Here is a 17,710-nt window from a genome sequence, read left to right on the forward strand (position 1 = left end):
GTCGCTCGCCTTGTTCGTTCAAGTTGATTCATCACGGCGCGCATTATGCCGTGGGGTTGTCGAGAAGCATTCTTTTTTACGCACAAAAGCCCCGTTCAGTTGAACGGGGCCTGGCCTTTCAAGCGCAGTCCATGTGGGAGCAAGCCCGCTCCCACAGTTTCTACATCTATCAGAAGTGGAAGTTGGTGCTCAGCAAAGCGGTACGACCGGCCGCCTGGTTGGCGAAGTGAGTCGAGAACGCCTTGTCGTAGTAGGTTTCGTCGGTCAGGTTCTGCACGTTCAGTTGCAGGTCGACGTTCTTGGTCAGCTTGTAGGCCGCCATCGCGTCGTAACGAACGTAGGAATCGACCATGGTGGTGTTGGCGGCACTGCCGAACACGTCATCGACATAGAACGCACCGCCGCCGATGGTCAGCCTTGGCGTGACCTGATAGGTCGTCCACAGGCTGGCGCTGTTTTTCGGCGTGTTAGGCAGTTCGTTGCCATCGTTGGCTTTGTTTGCCGGCATGTCGCCGCCATCGACTTGTTCACTGTCCATGTAGGCATAACCGGCGAAGACCTGCCATTTGTCGGTGAGCTTGCCGGTGGCCGACAGTTCGACACCTTGAACGCGGGTTTTGCCGACGTTTTCGTACGTCGTGGTGTTGGTCTGCACACGAGCGTTTTCTTTCTCGGTGCGGAAGATGTCGGCGGTCAGGGACAGACGATCATTCAGCAGGTCCCACTTGGTGCCGATCTCGTAGTTCTTGGTGGTTTCCGGCTCCATGTCGCTTTTCAGCAGGTTGCCGTTGCGATCCGGCGTGCCGCCCAGCGGGTTGCCTTCCGAACCTTCGCCCAGGGTGTTGCCCGGTGGCGTGGCAGATGTCGCGTAGGACGCATAGATGCTGCCGTTTTCGGCTGGTTTGTACACCACGCCGAACTGACCGGTAACGAATTCGCTGGTGTCATCGCCTTTGGACGTGGTCACGCTGGAACCGTTGAAGGTTTTGTAGTCGGTGTCGAAATGGTCGTAGCGCAGCCCCATGTTCACCAGCCACTGTTCGGACAACGTCAGTGTATCGAACACATACAATGCGTAGGTGTTGGCCTTGGTTTCGGTGCCCGCATAGTTGCGCGAGATGGCGCCGCTCCACGGATCATTCGGGGTCGGGTTGGACAGCGAGGTACAGTTGTAACCGCTTGGCGCGCCGATCATTGCCGGCGAGCAGTTGGTGGTTACCGCTGCTGTTCCCGGGGTGGTGTCCGTGTTGACGTTGTACGAGGATTTTTCACTTTCCTCATGGGTGTATTCGACACCGGTGGAGAAGCTGTTCTTGAATCCGGCGATGTAGACATCACCAAACAGGTCGGTCTGGTTGGTGGTGGTCTCGGTGTTGCTCACGCGGGTGTTCGCCCGACGCCAGACACTGCCGTTGTTGACGTTGCCTTTACTGTCGTCAGGCTGGGTCAGGATGTAGTCCTGCATGCTGGAGCCGTGACGCAGGGTGTTCTTGATGGTCAGCGAGTCGCTCAGGTCGTGCTCGATGGCGAAGGTCGCCGTGTCGGTGCGGGTCTTGCGGAAGTCGCGATCGGTCAGGCCATAGAAATTGCTGCTGTCGCCGCCGTCATTCGGCTTGTCCGGGTTGGATTTGGTACGGGCGGCCGAGCCTCCGGTCGGGATGCTGTACGGAATACCCGAGTCCGGCAGGTCGTTGCTTTCGAGGTGGTAGTAGTCGAGGTTGACGCGAGTGTCGGTGCCCAGGCCGAAGGCCAGGGACGGTGCAACACCCCAACGGTCGTAGTTGACGCTGTCACGTCCGGCGACGTTGCTCTCGTGGCTCAGCAGGTTCAGACGGCCGGCGGCGGTATCGGTGAACTGGTAGTTGCCGTCAAAGGTGTAGCGCTGGGTCTGGTCGGAACCCCAGGTGAAACCACCGTCGAGCGAGTCGCCCAGGTGAGCTTTCTTGCTGACCAGGTTGATGCTGCCGCCCGCAGCGCCACGGCCGCCGATGGCGGAGTTCGGGCCCTTGCTGACTTCGATCGATTCAACGGCGAAGATTTCGCGGCTCTGGGAACCGGTGTCGCGCACGCCGTCCAGGTAAGTGTCGCCCTGGGCGTCGAAGCCGCGGATGAACGGACGATCACCCTGGGGGTTGCCACCTTCACCGGCACCGAAAGTGATGCCGGGAACGGTGCGTAGCGCGTCCTGCATATTGAGGGCGCCGGTGTCTTTGAGAACCTGTTGCGGAATGACGGTTACCGAGCGCGGCGTGTCGATCAGCGGCGCGGTGTACTTGGGCGAGGAGGCTTTCTCTACGTTGTAGGTTGTCTCGTCCTGGGCTTCGCCGGTGATGGCGGTGGCGCCCAGCGAAATCACTTTGTCGGGGGCTTTTTCGTCGGTTTTTTCCGCCGCGAAAACCATGTGGCCCGCAGACCCGGCAGTTATCGCCATGCCGATGGCCGATGCGAGCAGACGTGGTGAACTGACCGGTACTTGTGGTTGTTGACGCGACATTTGGATTCCCCTCCCCAAGGATTTGAGGTCGCGGAATATAGTGTAAATAAGTATTTGTAACAATTGCGAAATATTACTATTCGCACTGAATTTACAATCTTTACAATTTAACCTTACGGTTTCTGCTGACTCATTCGTCAGATGTGTTTTACACAGGCAATAAGAATCAATACCATTGGCGCTCCTTTGTATTCAGGTGTCTTTGTCATGCTGCTGCACATTCCCGGCCTGTTTGAAAAAGACGAGGTGCAGCGCATTCGCGAGGCTCTGGAGCAAGCCGATTGGGCCGATGGCAAGATCACCGCCGGCTACCAGTCGGCCAAGGCCAAGCACAATTTGCAGCTGCCCGAATGGCATCCGCTGGCCAAGGAGATCGGCGCGGCGATGCTGGAGCGGCTGTGGAAAAATCCGCTGTTCATGTCAGCAGCCTTGCCGCACAAAGTCTTTCCACCGTTGCTGAACTGTTACACCGCCGGTGGCAGTTTCGACTTCCATATCGACAACGCGGTGCGTCAGCCCAAGGGCGGCATCGAGCGGGTGCGCACGGATTTGTCCGCCACGCTGTTCTTCAGCGAGCCGCAGGATTACGACGGCGGCGAGCTGGAGATCCAGGACACCTTTGGCACTCAACGGGTGAAGCTGCCTGCCGGCGACATGGTGCTTTACCCAGGCACCAGCCTGCACAAGGTCAATGCGGTGACACGAGGAACGCGACTCGCCTCGTTTTTCTGGACGCAAAGCCTGGTGCGTGAAGACAGCCAGCGCGCCCTGTTGTTCGAGATGGACGGGGCCATCCAGCAACTGACCCGCGATGTGCCCGATCATCCATCGCTGATCCGCCTCACCGGTACCTATCACAACCTGTTGCGGCGCTGGGTCGAGGTGTAAGTGGCGGATTTCCGTTTACGCCGCGAGGAAATGCTCGACGGTGAGCGCCTGCGCGCGATGCTCGACGAAAGTCCGGCCCGGGCGGCCCAGGCGATTCTGATCGCGGCCCGCGAAGACGTCCTCGATGCGCAGGCGTTGCTCGGGCAGATTTTGCTGGACGGGCAGGGCATTGCTCAGGATCGGCCGCTGGCACTGCGTTGGTTCGATATCGCCGCGCGACGCGGGCATGTGATGGCGCGCAACATGCTCGGCCGTTGTCATGAGCATGGTTGGGGCTGTGCTGCCGATACATCGCTAGCGGCCAGGCATTACCGACTTGCCGCCAGTGCAGGGCTGGATTGGGCGATGTACAACTACGCCAATCTGCTGGCGACCGGTCGCGGGGTGGTTGAGGACCAGTTTCAAGCACTGAGTCTCTATCGCCGTGCGGCTGAGTTGGGCCATGCAAAATCGATGAATCTGTTGGGACGGTATCTGGAAGAAGGGCGGGTTTGTCCCGCGGATCCGGCTGCGGCTCGTAACTGGTATCGACGTTCGGCCGAGGGTGGGGATTTTCGCGGGCAGTTCAGCTTTGCAGCGGTCTTGACCGACGAAGGGAATATCGAGGATGCGTTGCTCTGGCTGCACAAGGCGCTGGCCGGGGGGAATCTGAATTTTCTGCGGGTGGCGAGTCAGGCGCTGATGGACGCGACCGATCCGAGGATTCAGGCACTGGCCGACGATTACGCTCGCCGCTGCGCCGATCTGCAGCGAACTCAATCCATGTAGGAGCTGCCGAAGGCTGCGATCTTTTGACCTTTAGAAGCAAGATCAAAAGATCGCAGCCTTCGGCAGCTCCTACCGAGGCGAATTTCAGGCACAAAAAAGCCCATGACATGTCATGGGCTTTTGTTTTCTACGCAGTATTTACACGTAGAACGACTTCAGCGGCGGGAAGCCGTTGAATTCAACAGCGCTGTAGCTGGTGGTGTACGCACCGGTCGACAGCCAGTACAGGCGATCACCGATGGCCAGGTTCAGCGGCAGGCCGTACTTGTAGTTTTCGTACATGATGTCGGCGCTGTCGCAGGTAGGACCGGCGATGACCACTTCTTCCATCTCGCCTTTCTTCTCGGTCCAGATCGGGAACTTGATGGCTTCGTCCATGGTTTCGATCAGGCCGGAGAACTTGCCCACATCCGTGTACACCCAACGCTCGACGGCGGTACGGGATTTACGCGCAACCAGCACCACTTCACTGACCAGGATGCCGGCGTTGGCGATCAGCGAACGGCCTGGTTCCAGGATGATTTCCGGCAAGTCATCACCGAAGTCTTCCTTCAGGAAACGGATGATTTCCTCGGCGTAGGTTTCCAGGCTGTTGGTGCGGGTGATGTAGTTGGCCGGGAAGCCGCCGCCCATGTTGATCAGCTTCAGATGGATGCCGTCTTCTTCTTTCAGACGCTCGAAGATCACTTTGACCTTGGCGATCGCGGCGTCCCAGACGCTGATGTCGCGCTGTTGCGAGCCAACGTGGAACGAGATGCCGTAAGGCACCAGGCCCAGGTCGCGAGCGAGGATCAGCAGGTCCATGGCCATGTCGGTCTGGCAGCCGAATTTGCGCGACAGTGGCCAGTCGGCGGTGGTCGAGCCTTCGGTCAGGATGCGTACGTAGACTTTCGAGCCCGGAGCGGCCTTGGCGATGTTGCGCAGGTCGGCTTCGGAGTCGGTGGCGAACAGGCGCACGCCCTTCTCGTAGAAGTAGCGGATGTCCTTGGACTTCTTGATGGTGTTGCCGTAGCTGATCTGGTCGGCGCTGACGCCGCGCCCCAGCACTTTGTCCAGCTCATAGATAGAGGCGATGTCGAAGCTCGAACCTTTCTCTTTGAGCAGGTCGATGATTTCCACGGCCGGGTTGGCCTTGACCGCGTAGTAGACCTTGGCGAATTCGAAACCGGCGCGCAGATCGTCATAGGCCTGGCTGATCATCGCGGTGTCGATCACCACGAATGGGGTTTCCTGTTTGTCGGCGAACGCCTTCATTTTCTGAAAGGTTTCACGCGCGAAATAGTCTTCGACCTGGATCGACATACCTGGGAGCTCCTAAAGGCAAACGTTGTTAATCAATGGGTGCAAATGAACGTCCTCCGTATCCCCACTTTGGTTCGCCTACTTCCCAAGGCATGTCGCCGAAAGCAAAAAGGCCATGGGAAGTGCAGCTTTCCCTTGGCCTTGCTGTCTCGTCGTCAGTACTTGAGCCGGATGGATCGTTTCCAGCATGGACGTTCGGCGCGAACTTTAGGGCGTGAGGGGCTTGAGATCAACAAAAAATGTCGCGTTTTTGCACTCTTCTGACGCGCGTTGCGGGCATCACTCTTTGTAACCGACCCAGATGACAGTCGGATGTTCCCGAGGAATTATGAAGTGTTAAGAATACCTGCACGTTCAACGCTTTTGTGCGCTAAGTCGCTAGTGAATACGATAGCGTCAACATCGGCGACGTTGGCTGCGAAAAGGTGAGTTGAGAGGGGATTTGACCATTCCGGAGCGTGTTTCCGGACTGATTTAGCAGACGCTACTGTTGATATTTTTTTCCGGCCTGCGAATCACTGGAAAATTGCATGGAACCTGTGGGAGCGAGCTTGGTCCGGGCTCGCTCCCACAGGGTTTGTATTTTTACCGGGTAATGTGAGCTGTCAGGCGACCACTGCCTCGGCAGGCGACACGATGTTGGTCTTCATTCCTCGCGAACGACCTGAGCTCAAGTAAGCTGCAATCGACTCCTGCGTCACCTCACCCAAAAACACCCGCTCGGCATCCATCACCGGCAACCACGCTCGATTGAACTCGTACATGCGCGACAGCAGGATGCGCAAATGTTCGTCGTACGCCGCCGTGGCATTGAACTCGCGTTGGTACTGCGCGCAGGTGCCGGTCTGACGGTGCAGGTCGCGACGTCGTACGTAACCCAGGGCTTTATTCTCGGCACAAGTGACCACCACATAGCGTCGGTCATGCTCGTCCATCAACTCCAGCGCTTCAGCCACCGGGGTTTGCGGGCTGACGGATGGGGCGTTGTCCGCCGCGTCTTCGGCTTTCACCAACAGCAGACGCTTGAGCGTGCTGTCCTGTCCGACGAAGTTGCTGACAAACTCATCCGCCGGATGCGCGAGCAGAGTGTCCGGGTGATCGATCTGCAGCAGCTTGCCGGCGCGGAAGATCGCAATCTTGTCGCCGAGCTTGATAGCCTCGTCGATGTCGTGGCTGACCATGATCACGGTCTTGTTCAGCGCCCGCTGCATTTCGAAAAATTCGTTCTGGATCATCTCGCGGTTGATCGGGTCGACCGCACCGAAGGGTTCGTCCATCAGCAACAGCGGCGCATCGGCGGCCAGTGCGCGAATCACGCCGATCCGCTGTTGCTGCCCACCGGACAATTCCCGTGGGTAACGATGCAGATACTGCTTGGGTTCGAGCTTGATCATGCTCATCAGTTCGCGGGCGCGGTCGTGGCATTTCTGTTTATCCCAGCCGAGCAGCTTCGGCACCACCACAATGTTCTCCTCGATGGTCATGTTCGGGAACAGACCGATCTGCTGGATCACGTAGCCGATGTTGCGGCGCAGGGTCACTTCGTCGAGGCCGGTGGTGTCTTCGCCGTTGATCAGGATCTTGCCCGAGGTCGGATTGATCAGGCGGTTGATCATTTTCAGCGTGGTGCTTTTACCGCAACCCGATGGCCCGAGGAACACGCAGATTTCGCCTTCATTGACGGTCAGGCTTACCGAGTCCACGGCTTTCACATCTTTGCCGTTGCTTTGGAAGGTCTTGCTGAGGTTTTGAAGTTCGATCATTTGAGTAATCCTTTTGGAGTCAGCGAGCGTTGCAGCCATTGCAGAAGCAGGTCGGCGAAGATGGCCAGCACACTGACCAGAACAGCGCCGACAATCAGCATCGACATGTCGCTGCGGCTGATGGAGGCGAGGATGAGTACGCCCAGACCGCCGGCGCCGATGGTGGCAGCGATGGTCATGACGCCGATGTTCATCACCACGGCGGTGCGCACACCGGCGAGGATCACCGGCACGGCGATGGGCAACTCGACCATGCGCAGGCGCTGGCCGAAGGTCATGCCGATGCCGCGGGCGGCTTCGCGGATGCCCGGTTCGACGCTGGTCAGGGCCAGGTAGGTGTTACGCATGATCGGCAGCAGCGAGTACAGGAACACCGCGGTAATCGCCGGCATCGGCCCCAGGCCCTGGCCGAACTTTGAGTAGAACGGCAGCAGCAGGCCGAACAGGGCAATCGACGGCACGGTCAGCAGCACCGTGGCGCTGGCTTGCAAGGGGCCGGCGAGACTCGGGAAGCGCGTCATCAAAATGCCCAATGGCACGCCGACCAGAATCGCCAGGGTCACGGCAATGCCGACCAGGGTGATGTGTTGCCACGTCAGGTGTAAGACCAATGGCCAGTCGAGATGGGAAAAGGCGTTCAGGAATTCCATGACTTTTCCTCCTTAATTGATCGGGTGTTGGCGCAGGAAATCGGCGGCGACGGCTGAAGGACTTTGGTGCTCGACGTCGACCCGGGCGTTGAGTTCGCGCATGGTGTTGTCGTCGAACAGTTCAGCCAGCGGCTTGAGCTGAGCGGCTAATTGCGGATGCGCATCGAGGTAGGCCTGACGCACCACCGGTGCGGCGGTGTAGTCGGGGAAGTAGTGCTTGTCGTCTTCCAGCAGTTTCAGCTTGAAGGCGTTGAGGCGACCGTCGGTGGTGTAGACCAGGCCGGCAAACACCTGGCCGTTACGCAGCGCGGTGTAGACCAGGCCGGCGTCCATCTGCCGGATATTCTTGCGGGTCAGGTTCATGTCGTAGAGCTTGACCATGCCATCCAGACCGTCCGAACGGTTGGCGAACTCGGTATCCAGCGCCACCAGATTGTTGGTCCCGGCTTCCTTGCGCAGCACCGTGTTCAGCTCACTGATGGTGTTGATCCGTGGGTATTGGTCGGCGACGTTCTTCGGCAGGGCGAGGGCGTAGGTGTTGCTGAATTTCGACGGGGTGAGCCAGACCAGGCCTTTTTTCGCGTCGAGTTCTTTTACTCGTGCGTAGGACTGTTCGCTGTCGAGTTTTTCAGTGACATGGTTGTAGGCCACCAGCGACACGCCGGTGTATTCCCAGAGCATGTCCAGTTGGCCGCTTTCGTGGGCGCTGCGGGCCAGATTGCTGCCCAGGCCGCCGGTCACTTGCACTTCGTAACCCTTGGTGCGCAGGTACTGCGAAGTGATTTCCGCCAGCAGGGTTTGTTCGGTGAACACCCGGGCGCCGATGCGGATCAAGGGTTTATCGGCGGCTTGGGCAAATCCTGCGAACAGCAGGACGCAGCCTAGTAAAAAGCTTGATGTTTTCATGACGATTCCTTTGCCGGGGCTTAAGACGGGCGCAAGCCGCGTTCGAGCCAGAGGCGGCTGGCGAGTGTCACCAGGCCGTCGAGCAACAAGGCCAGCAAGGCGGTGCAGGCCGCGCCGAGCAGTAATTGCGGCTGATTGTTCAGGGCAATCCCGGGGAAGATCAGGCTGCCGAGACTGTTGGCGCCGATCAGGAACGCCAGCGGCGCGGTCCCCACGTTGATCGCCAACGCCACGCGAACACCACCGATGATGATCGGCACCGCGTTGGGCAATTCGACTTTCCACAGCACCTGGCGCGGGGTCATGCCGATGCCGACGGCGGCTTCCTTGAGCGACCCCTGAACGTTTTTCAGGCCTTCATAGGTGTTGCGCACGATGGGCAGTAGTGAGGCGAGGAACAGGGCGAAGATGGCCGGACCGCTGCCGATGCCGAGGATGCCCAGGGCGATGGCCAGGACGGCGAGGGGCGGAACGGTGTTGCCGATGTTGAAGAACTGCATGAAGCGTTCGGCGCGGCCGACCATGGACGGGCGGCTGAGGAGGATGCCGGCAGGAATGCCCACGACAAGGGCGGCCAGCATGGAAGCGAGGACGAGAACCAGATGAGCTTGCAGATAAAACAACAAATCGTCGCGGTAAAGTTCGATCGTGTTGATGCCGATCCATTGGATCAGCAGGGCCAGAAGGGCGATTACCAGCGCGCCTCCTATCAGCCCTTTGCCATAGTGGATAGCCACAGGCGGACTCCTTTTTTCAGTCGGCAAACACTCTTTCGTGTGGCAACGCCATTCCTGGCTGCCGAAAAAATGATCGCGATAAGCAGCTCGAACAGGCCGGCAAAGCGGCATGCATCGAGCCATGAGCACAGCCTCGTCAGGCCGATTTGCAGGTGTTTCAGGCCCCCGACGAGTGGTCGTAACGGGGGAGTGGACGTCTCCGGGCTTTAAAAGGTTCCCATCTGCGGGAGCATTTGGCCACTCCTAATGTGCTCAACGGTTCGGTTCTTGGATCAACTTGGGCTATAATCTGCGCCCTTTTTTGAATCACCTGCCAGGCGATTTCCCATGACCAAACAGGCCGCCGAAGTCGCGAAACGCCGCACTTTCGCCATTATTTCCCACCCCGATGCCGGTAAGACCACCATCACCGAGAAGCTCTTGCTGATGGGCAAGGCGATTGCGGTAGCCGGTACGGTGAAATCTCGTAAATCCGATCGCCATGCCACCTCCGACTGGATGGAAATGGAAAAGCAGCGTGGTATTTCCATTACCACGTCGGTCATGCAGTTCCCGTATCGCGAACACATGATCAACCTGCTCGACACCCCGGGCCACGAAGACTTCTCCGAAGATACCTACCGCACCCTGACCGCGGTGGACTCGGCGTTGATGGTTCTCGATGGCGGTAAAGGTGTAGAGCCACGGACCATCGCCCTGATGGACGTCTGCCGTCTGCGTGACACGCCGATCGTCAGCTTCATCAACAAACTCGACCGTGACATCCGCGACCCGATCGAACTGCTCGACGAAATCGAAGCGGTCCTGAAGATCAAGGCGGCGCCGATCACCTGGCCGATTGGTTGCTACCGCGACTTCAAGGGCGTGTATCACCTCGCCGATGACTACATCATCGTGTACACCGCCGGTCACGGCCACGAACGCACCGAAACCAAGATCATCGAGAAGCTCGACTCCGATGAAGCCCGCGCCCACCTGGGTGACGAGTACGAGCGTTTCATCGAGCAGCTGGAACTGGTGCAGGGCGCCTGCCACGAGTTCAACCAGCAGGAGTTCCTCGACGGTCAGTTGACCCCGGTGTTCTTCGGTACGGCACTGGGCAACTTCGGTGTCGACCACGTCCTCGACGCCGTCGTCGATTGGGCGCCGCGCCCGCTGGCACGCGTGGCCAACGAGCGTACCGTGGAGCCGGTGGAAGAGAAGTTCTCGGGCTTCATCTTCAAGATCCAGGCGAACATGGACCCGAAGCACCGCGACCGTATCGCCTTCATGCGTATCTGCTCCGGCAAGTACGAAAAAGGCATGAAGATGCGCCACGTGCGCACCGGCAAGGACGTGCGGATCGGCGACGCGCTGACCTTCTTCTCCTCCGAGCGTGAGCAACTGGAAGAAGCCTTTGCCGGCGACATCATCGGCCTGCACAACCACGGCACCATCCAGATCGGCGACACCTTCAGCGAAGGCGAAGCCCTGGGTTTCACCGGTATCCCGCACTTCGCCCCGGAACTGTTCCGCCGCGTGCGTTTGAAAGATCCACTGAAATCCAAGCAACTGCGCCAGGGCCTGCAACAGCTGGCCGAAGAAGGCGCGACCCAGGTGTTCTTCCCGGAACGCAGCAACGACATCATCCTCGGCGCCGTCGGTGTGCTGCAGTTCGATGTGGTCGCCAGTCGTTTGAAAGAGGAATACAAGGTCGAGTGCTCCTACGAGCCGATCACGGTTTACTCGGCACGCTGGATCGAATGCAGCGACAAGAAGAAGCTTGAGGAATTCTCCAACAAGGCTGTGGAAAACCTGGCACTGGACGGCGGTGGTCACCTGACCTACCTCGCACCGACGCGGGTCAACCTGGCCCTGATGGAAGAGCGCTGGCCGGACGTGAAATTCCGTGCGACGCGTGAGCATCACTAAGCGCTGAGTTGAAATACCCAAAACCCCGTTTGTGAAAGCAGCGGGGTTTTTTATTGCCTATCACATACTTCTGTGGGTTTTTCGGTGTTAGCTGAATTGTGAATAACCCCTATTCCAAACCAATCTGCCAACCCGCTGCATTTTCCCTCGCTCGATAGCATCCAATCTGGAGAACCCGGCTGATCGGAACTAGATTTGACTCAGCGCCAGACAGGCACTCAACGAAAGGACGGAATCGGCTATGAACAGATTGTTTCGCGTTTTACTGCTGTTGAAGGTGATGGTGATGCTCTCGCTCGGCACTTCGATGGCGTGGGCCGAGTGTATCGATCATGGGGAGCAGGCTTCGAGCGGGCAGGCGGGTTATGCGGGGTTGATGATCGCCAAGTCCGAATCGGAACCGGGAGATCAGGGGCAGGGTGGTGCGGACAACGACGATGACTCGACCACCGACGAGCCGGACACCGATGAAGAAGAAAGCGACAGCCAGACGTAGTCGCTCGATAGCGGGCAAAAGAAAACCCCTTCTACCTGAGTGATGCTCAATCGAGGTGGAAGGGGTTGGGTTAACGCGTATTTACTTGAACTACTCAATCCCTGTGGGAGCGGGCTTGCTCCGGGCGGCGTTCCGACGAAAGCGATCTGTCAGTCGACATTGATGTTGACTGGAATGACGCCTTCGCGAGCAAGCCCGCTCCCACATTTTTTATGCCGCGCCGTCGAGGAATTGCTCGGCGTAGTGGCAAGCCACCTGGCGGTTGTCGAGCAGGCGCAGGGCCGGCTCTTCAGTGCTGCAACGCTCGGTGGCGTACGGGCAGCGCTTGTGGAAGGCGCAGCCGGACGGCGGGTTCAGCGGGTTGGGTAGCTCACCGACGATCTTGATTTTTGGCTTGTCCGGATCCGGGTGGATGGCCGGCGTCGCCGACAGTAGCGCCTGGGTGTAGGGGTGCAGAGGGCGTGAATAAATGTCCTCTTTCGTGCCCATTTCCACCGGACGACCGAGGTACATCACCATCACGTGGTCGGCAACGTGGCGTACCACTGCCAGGTTGTGGGAGATGAACACGTAGGCGGTGTTGAACTCTTGCTGCAAATCCATGAACAGGTTGAGCACCTGCGCCTGAATCGACACGTCCAGCGCCGAGGTCGGTTCGTCCGCCACCAGCACTTTCGGTTGCAGCATCATCGCCCGGGCCAGGGCGATCCGCTGGCGCTGGCCGCCGGAGAACATATGCGGATAACGCTGATAGTGCTCGGGACGCAAGCCCACCTGCTTCATCATCGCCTGGACTTTCTCGCGACGTTCGGAGGCGCTCAGGCTGGTGTTGATCAGAAGCGGTTCTGCAAGCTGATCACCGACTTTCTGCCGTGGGTTCAACGAGGCGTACGGGCTCTGGAACACCATCTGCACGTCTTTGCGCAGTTGCTTGCGCTGGGCCTTGTCGGCCCCGGCAACTTCCTGCCCGGCGATTTTCAAGGAGCCGGAGGACGGTTCTTCGATCAGGGTCAGGGCACGTGCCAGGGTGGACTTGCCGCAACCCGACTCGCCGACGACAGCGAGGGTCTTGCCGGCTTCCAGTTCGAACGACACGCCGTTGAGGGCGCGCACGGTGGCGTGCCCCTTGAACAGGCCTCGGGACACCTCGTAGTGACGGGTCAGGTCGCGGGCGGTAAGAACGACGGCCATTACGCCACCTCCTGGTTCAGCGGGTAGAAGCAGCGAGCGAGGCTGTTGCTTTTCTGGTCAAGGGCCGGACGTTGTTGACGGCAGTTGTCTTTCACGTACGGGCAGCGCGGCGACAGCAGGCAACCCTGCGGACGGTCGTAGCGACCGGGCACGATGCCCGGCAGGGTCGACAAACGCGCGGCGCCGAGGCTGTGTTCCGGAATCGCCTTGAGCAGCGCTTCGCTATACGGGTGCGCCGGGATGTCGAACAGTTGCGGCACCTGACCGACTTCGACCGCCTGGCCGGCGTACATCACGCACACGCGCTGGGCGGTTTCGGCCACGACGGCGAGGTCGTGGGTGATCAGCACCAAGCCCATGTTCTGCTCTTTCTGCAACGCCAGCAGCAGGTCCATGATCTGTGCCTGGATGGTCACGTCCAGCGCCGTGGTCGGTTCGTCGGCGATCAGCAGTTTCGGTTCGCCGGCAATCGCCATGGCAATCGCGACACGCTGGCTCATGCCACCGGACAGTTGATGCGGGTAAGCGTCCATACGGCTGGCGGCACCCGGGATCTCGACTTTTTCCAGCAGTTCGATGGCGCGTTTGCGGGCCGCCTTGCCGGACATTTTCAGGTGCAGGCGCAGCACTTCTTCAATCTGGAAGCCGACGGTATAGCTCGGGTTCAGCGCGGTCATCGGATCCTGGAAGACCATGGACAGGTCTTTACCGACGATCTGTCGACGCTGACGATTGTTGAGCTTGAGCATGTTCTTGCCGTCGAAGTTCAGGGCGTCAGCGGTGACGATCCCCGGATGCTCGATCAGGCCCATCAGCGCCATCATGGTCACGGATTTGCCGGAGCCGGACTCGCCAACGATGGCCAGCACTTCGCCCTTGTCCACTTTCAGGTCGAGGCCATCGACCACTGGCGTGGCGTTTTTGTCGCCGAAGCGAACGTTGAGATTCTTGATTTCTAGCAGTGACATGGGAATCTCCTCAGGCGGCGTTCTTGAGTTTCGGGTCCAGCGCATCGCGCAGGCCGTCGCCCATCAGGTTGATTGCCAGCACGCTGAGCAAAATGGTCAAACCAGGCAGGCTCACCACCCACCAGGCGCGTTCGATGTAGTCGCGGGCCGAAGCCAGCATGGTGCCCCACTCAGGGGTTGGCGGTTGTACGCCAAGGCCGAGGAAGCCCAGTGCGGCGGCATCGAGGATCGCCGAGGAGAAGCTCAGGGTGGCCTGAACGATCAGCGGCGCCATGCAGTTGGGTAGCACGGTGACGAACATCAGGCGCGGCAAGCCGGCACCGGCCAGGCGCGCGGCGGTCACGTAGTCGCGGTTCAGTTCGCCCATCACCGCAGCGCGGGTCAGGCGAACGTACGACGGCAGGGACACCACGGCGATGGCGATCACGGTGTTGATCAGGCCGGGGCCGAGGATGGCGACGATCGCCACGGCCAGCAGCAGGGACGGCAGGGCCAGCATGATGTCCATCAGACGCATGATGGTCGGACCGAGCACGCGCGGGAAGAACCCGGCGAACAGGCCCAGCAGGATGCCCGGAATCAGTGACATCACCACCGACGACAAGCCGATCAGCAGCGACAGGCGCGAACCCTGGATCAGTCGCGACAGCAGGTCGCGGCCCAGCTCATCGGTACCGAGCAGGAACTGCAGTTGCCCACCTTCGAGCCAGGCTGGCGGGGTCAGCAGGAAATCGCGGTACTGCTCGCTAGGATCGTGAGGGGCAACCCACGGGGCGAAGATGGCGCAGAAAATCACCAGCAGCATGAACATCAGGCCGGCGACGGCGCCTTTGTTCTTGGAGAACGCTTGCCAGAATTCTTTGTATGGAGACGGGTACAGCAGGCTTTGATCGACTGCTACCGATGGAATTGGAGTGGTCATGGTCATGATCTCAGCGCTGATGACGGATGCGTGGGTTGGCAAAACCGTAGAGGATGTCCACTACGAAGTTGACCAGAATCACCAGGCAGGCGATTAACAGGATGCCGTTTTGTACGACCGGATAGTCCCGGGCACCAATGGCTTCGATCAGCCATTTGCCGATGCCGGGCCACGAGAAGATGGTTTCGGTCAGGACCGCACCGGCCAGCAGGGTGCCGACTTGCAGGCCGACCACCGTCAGTACCGGGATCAGCGCGTTACGCAGGCCGTGTACGAACACGACGCGCGCCGGCGACAGGCCTTTGGCCTTGGCGGTGCGGATGTAGTCTTCACGCAGCACTTCCAGCATCGACGAGCGGGTCATCCGCGCGATCACTGCCAGCGGAATGGTGCCGAGCACAATGGCCGGCAGGATCAGGTGGTGCAGGGCGTCGAAGAAGGCGTCCGGCTCGTCGGCCAGCAGCGTGTCGATCAGCATGAAGCCGGTGCGCGGCTCGATGTCGTAGAGCAGGTCGATCCGCCCGGACACCGGGGTCCAGCCCAGGCTCACCGAGAAGAACATGATCAGGATCAGGCCCCACCAGAAGATCGGCATCGAGTATCCCGCCAGGGAGACACCCATCACCCCATGGTCGAACAGGGATCCTCGCTTGAGTGCCGCGATCACCCCGGCCAGAAGGCCCAGGATGCCGGCGAACAACAGGGCGGCCATGGACAGTTCCAGGGTCGCGGGGAACAGGGAGGTGAATTCGCTCCACACACTTTCACGGGTACGCAGGGATTCCCCGAGATCGCCGTGGGCCAGCTTGCCGATGTAATCCAGGTACTGGGCATACAGGGGTTTGTTCAGACCTAGGCGTTCCATTGCCTGAGCGTGCATTTCGGGATCGACCCTGCGTTCTCCCATCATGACTTCCACGGGGTCGCCCGGGATCATGCGAATCAACGCGAAAGTCAGCAGGGTGATGCCGAAGAACGTGGGGATCAATAACCCCAGTCGGCGGGCAATAAAACTAAACATCGTGTGTTGTACCTCATCAGCCGGTTAGGCGTGCCCGGCATGCCTGGGTCAGGAATGCCGGGAGTTTTCTTATTACTTCACCTGGGTGGTGGCGAAGTTATTCGTGGTCAGGGGGCTAATGTGATAGCCCTCTACGTTGTTGCGCATTGCGGTAAACATTCTAGTGTGGGCCAAGCTGATCCACGGTTGGTCCTGGTTGAAAATAAGCTGGGCCTGCTCGTACAGGGCTGCACGCTCGGCCGGGTCGGTTTTTTCCCGGGCCTGATCGATCAGGGCCTGGAACTTGTCATTGCACCAGCGGGCGTAGTTTTCGCCGTTCTTGGCCGCTTCACAACTGAGCATAGGCGTCAGGAAGTTATCCGGGTCGCCGTTATCGCCCGCCCATCCGGCGGAAACCATGTCGTGCTCGCCGTTTTTCGCGCGTTTGAGCATTTCGCCCCATTCCATCACGCGAATGTCGATCTTGATCCCGACCTTGGCCAGGTCGGCCTGCATCATCTGCGCACCGAGCATCGGGTTCGGGTTGGTTGCACCGCCTCCGTTGCGGGTGAACAGGGTGAAGGTGGTGCCTTCCGGTACGCCGGCTTCCTTGAGCAGGGCACGGGCCTTGTCCAGATCGCGGACCGGGTTCTTCAGGGTGTGGTTGTAGCCCAGCAGGGTGTCCGGGAACGGGTTGACGGCGGCTGTTGCATTGCCCTTGCCGAACAGCGCGTTGACAGCCGCTTCCTTGTCGAAGGCGATGTCGATGGCTTTACGCACCCGTACATCGCTAAGGTACTTGTGCGTGGTGTTGATGGCGATGTACGCGACGGTCATCGCATTCAGCTCATCGACTTTCAGCTTGTCGTCTTTCCTGATGCTCGGAATGTCATCCGGTTTTGGATACAGCGCGACCTGGCACTCGTTGGCCTTGAGCTTCTGCAGGCGCACGTTGTTGTCGGTGGCGATGGCCAGGATCAGCGCATCAGCCGGAGGCTTGCCTCGGAAGTAGTCCGGGTTGGCCTTGAAGCGAACCTGGGCGTCCTTGTTGTAGCGCTGGAAGACGAACGGGCCGGTGCCGACCGGCTTGTTGTTCAGGTCGCCGGTCTTGTTGGCCTTGAGCAACTGGTCGGCGTACTCGGCGGAGTAGATCGACGAGAAGGCCATGGCGATGTCGGCCAGGAACGGCGCTTCGCGACGGGTCAGGGTGAACTTGACCGTGTTGTCGTCGACTTTCTCGACGCTTTTCAGCAGTTCCTTGAAGCCCATGCTTTCAAAGTACGGGAAGCCCACGCTCGACAGTTTGTGCCATGGATGATTCGGGTCCAGCTGGCGCTGGAAACTCCAGACCACGTCGTCGGCATTCATGTCGCGGGTCGGCTTGAAGTATTCGGTGGTGTGGAACTTGACGCCTTTACGCAGATGAAACGTGTAGCTCAGACCGTCTTCGCTGATGTCCCAGGAATCGGCCAGTGCCGGAATCACTTCGGTGGTACCGGGCTTGAAGTCTGCCAGGCGATTGAAGATGGTTTCGGCCACCGCATCGGCTGTGACTGCAGTCGTGTACTGGACCATGTCGAAGCCTTCGGGGCTGTTTTCGGTACAAACCACCAGGGGTTTGGCCGAGACACCAACAGCGACACTGAGCAACGCAGCCGCGATGGCCGCACGTAGGGGAAGCATTTTCATCAAGAACCCTCTGCAATCAGTTAAA

Annotated in this window: 15 protein-coding genes; 4 read left to right on the plus strand and 11 right to left on the minus strand. The window is 59.5% G+C overall.

The features are described 5' to 3' along the window. Positions 1-169 precede the first annotated feature (169 nt). Positions 170-2,494: a TonB-dependent receptor gene (locus tag AB4O40_RS21520; RefSeq protein WP_056728266.1), complete on the minus strand. Its 2,325-nt coding sequence runs from the start codon at positions 2,492-2,494 to the stop codon at positions 170-172. Between the two features lie 207 nt (positions 2,495-2,701). Here AB4O40_RS21520 and AB4O40_RS21525 point away from each other — a divergent pair, with 207 nt between their 5' ends. Next, positions 2,702-3,382 (plus strand): Fe2+-dependent dioxygenase, encoded by a 681-nt coding sequence (locus AB4O40_RS21525; RefSeq protein WP_460053448.1) that lies wholly within the window; start codon positions 2,702-2,704, stop codon positions 3,380-3,382. 30 nt (positions 3,383-3,412) lie between these two features. After that, on the plus strand, positions 3,413-4,150 hold the full coding sequence (locus AB4O40_RS21530) for a tetratricopeptide repeat protein (protein WP_056728268.1): 738 nt from the start codon (positions 3,413-3,415) through the stop codon (positions 4,148-4,150). Positions 4,151-4,288: 138 nt separating this feature from the next. Here AB4O40_RS21530 and AB4O40_RS21535 read toward each other — a convergent pair whose 3' ends face one another. The 5 genes from AB4O40_RS21535 to AB4O40_RS21555 form a co-directional block, all read right to left on the minus strand. Next, positions 4,289-5,452, minus strand: a complete 1,164-nt coding sequence (locus AB4O40_RS21535; RefSeq protein ID WP_056728269.1) for a type III PLP-dependent enzyme — start codon at positions 5,450-5,452, stop codon at positions 4,289-4,291. A 605-nt stretch (positions 5,453-6,057) separates the two neighbouring features. Continuing rightward, complete coding sequence (locus AB4O40_RS21540) at positions 6,058-7,215, minus strand: osmoprotectant ABC transporter ATP-binding protein OsmV (RefSeq protein ID WP_056728271.1); 1,158 nt, start codon at positions 7,213-7,215, stop codon at positions 6,058-6,060. Next, positions 7,212-7,865 (minus strand): ABC transporter permease, encoded by a 654-nt coding sequence (locus AB4O40_RS21545; RefSeq protein ID WP_056728273.1) that lies wholly within the window; start codon positions 7,863-7,865, stop codon positions 7,212-7,214. The genes AB4O40_RS21540 and AB4O40_RS21545 overlap by 4 nt, the downstream gene beginning before the upstream one ends. A gap of 12 nt (positions 7,866-7,877) precedes the next feature. Next, complete coding sequence (locus AB4O40_RS21550; RefSeq protein WP_056728278.1) at positions 7,878-8,771, minus strand: glycine betaine ABC transporter substrate-binding protein; 894 nt, start codon at positions 8,769-8,771, stop codon at positions 7,878-7,880. Between the two features lie 20 nt (positions 8,772-8,791). Then, the gene (locus AB4O40_RS21555) at positions 8,792-9,508 is read right to left on the minus strand and encodes an ABC transporter permease (protein WP_056728281.1); all 717 of its coding nucleotides are present in this window, start codon (positions 9,506-9,508) and stop codon (positions 8,792-8,794) included. A gap of 327 nt (positions 9,509-9,835) precedes the next feature. Here AB4O40_RS21555 and AB4O40_RS21560 point away from each other — a divergent pair, with 327 nt between their 5' ends. Together AB4O40_RS21560 and AB4O40_RS21565 are read left to right on the plus strand one after the other, a co-directional pair. After that, positions 9,836-11,419 carry a peptide chain release factor 3 gene (locus AB4O40_RS21560; RefSeq protein ID WP_056728283.1) on the plus strand — a complete coding sequence of 528 codons (1,584 nt, stop codon included), beginning with the start codon at positions 9,836-9,838 and terminating at the stop codon, positions 11,417-11,419. 241 nt (positions 11,420-11,660) lie between these two features. Further along, the gene (locus tag AB4O40_RS21565; RefSeq protein WP_056728285.1) at positions 11,661-11,915 is read left to right on the plus strand and encodes a hypothetical protein; all 255 of its coding nucleotides are present in this window, start codon (positions 11,661-11,663) and stop codon (positions 11,913-11,915) included. A gap of 210 nt (positions 11,916-12,125) precedes the next feature. On the opposite strand, the gene AB4O40_RS21570 is transcribed toward AB4O40_RS21565, so the two are convergent. The 5 genes from AB4O40_RS21570 to AB4O40_RS21590 all read right to left on the minus strand — a co-directional run bounded on the left by AB4O40_RS21570 (position 12,126) and on the right by AB4O40_RS21590 (position 17,685). Further along, positions 12,126-13,106 carry a peptide ABC transporter ATP-binding protein gene (locus tag AB4O40_RS21570; protein WP_056728287.1) on the minus strand — a complete coding sequence of 327 codons (981 nt, stop codon included), beginning with the start codon at positions 13,104-13,106 and terminating at the stop codon, positions 12,126-12,128. Next, on the minus strand, positions 13,106-14,074 hold the full coding sequence (locus AB4O40_RS21575; protein WP_056728291.1) for an ABC transporter ATP-binding protein: 969 nt from the start codon (positions 14,072-14,074) through the stop codon (positions 13,106-13,108). Before AB4O40_RS21575 ends, AB4O40_RS21570 begins: the two co-directional genes overlap by 1 nt. A 10-nt stretch (positions 14,075-14,084) precedes the next feature. After that, a complete protein-coding gene (locus AB4O40_RS21580) occupies positions 14,085-14,996 on the minus strand; it encodes an ABC transporter permease subunit (protein ID WP_056728293.1) in 912 nt (303 codons plus the stop codon). Between the two features lie 10 nt (positions 14,997-15,006). Further along, positions 15,007-16,017: an ABC transporter permease subunit gene (locus AB4O40_RS21585; protein WP_056728294.1), complete on the minus strand. Its 1,011-nt coding sequence runs from the start codon at positions 16,015-16,017 to the stop codon at positions 15,007-15,009. A 72-nt stretch (positions 16,018-16,089) separates the two neighbouring features. After that, complete coding sequence (locus tag AB4O40_RS21590) at positions 16,090-17,685, minus strand: ABC transporter substrate-binding protein (protein WP_056728297.1); 1,596 nt, start codon at positions 17,683-17,685, stop codon at positions 16,090-16,092. Between the last annotated feature and the right edge of the window lie 25 nt (positions 17,686-17,710).

The organism is Pseudomonas sp. S2_F07, from assembly GCF_054668325.1.

Bases quoted from the DNA above. Each gene is read 5' to 3' on its own strand.
- AB4O40_RS21580 (WP_056728293.1), bottom strand. From the start codon at position 14,996: ATGACCACTCCAATTCCATCGGTAGCAGTCGATCAAAGCCTGCTGTAC.
- AB4O40_RS21575 (WP_056728291.1), bottom strand. From the start codon at position 14,074: ATGTCACTGCTAGAAATCAAGAATCTCAACGTTCGCTTCGGCGACAAA.
- AB4O40_RS21535 (WP_056728269.1), bottom strand. From the start codon at position 5,452: ATGTCGATCCAGGTCGAAGACTATTTCGCGCGTGAAACCTTTCAGAAA.
- AB4O40_RS21540 (WP_056728271.1), bottom strand. From the start codon at position 7,215: ATGATCGAACTTCAAAACCTCAGCAAGACCTTCCAAAGCAACGGCAAA.
- AB4O40_RS21550 (WP_056728278.1), bottom strand. From the start codon at position 8,771: ATGAAAACATCAAGCTTTTTACTAGGCTGCGTCCTGCTGTTCGCAGGA.
- AB4O40_RS21570 (WP_056728287.1), bottom strand. From the start codon at position 13,106: ATGGCCGTCGTTCTTACCGCCCGCGACCTGACCCGTCACTACGAGGTG.
- AB4O40_RS21590 (WP_056728297.1), bottom strand. From the start codon at position 17,685: ATGAAAATGCTTCCCCTACGTGCGGCCATCGCGGCTGCGTTGCTCAGT.
- AB4O40_RS21545 (WP_056728273.1), bottom strand. From the start codon at position 7,865: ATGGAATTCCTGAACGCCTTTTCCCATCTCGACTGGCCATTGGTCTTA.
- AB4O40_RS21565 (WP_056728285.1), top strand. From the start codon at position 11,661: ATGAACAGATTGTTTCGCGTTTTACTGCTGTTGAAGGTGATGGTGATG.
- AB4O40_RS21525 (WP_460053448.1), top strand. From the start codon at position 2,702: ATGCTGCTGCACATTCCCGGCCTGTTTGAAAAAGACGAGGTGCAGCGC.
- AB4O40_RS21560 (WP_056728283.1), top strand. From the start codon at position 9,836: ATGACCAAACAGGCCGCCGAAGTCGCGAAACGCCGCACTTTCGCCATT.
- AB4O40_RS21585 (WP_056728294.1), bottom strand. From the start codon at position 16,017: ATGTTTAGTTTTATTGCCCGCCGACTGGGGTTATTGATCCCCACGTTC.
- AB4O40_RS21530 (WP_056728268.1), top strand. From the start codon at position 3,413: ATGCTCGACGGTGAGCGCCTGCGCGCGATGCTCGACGAAAGTCCGGCC.
- AB4O40_RS21520 (WP_056728266.1), bottom strand. From the start codon at position 2,494: ATGTCGCGTCAACAACCACAAGTACCGGTCAGTTCACCACGTCTGCTC.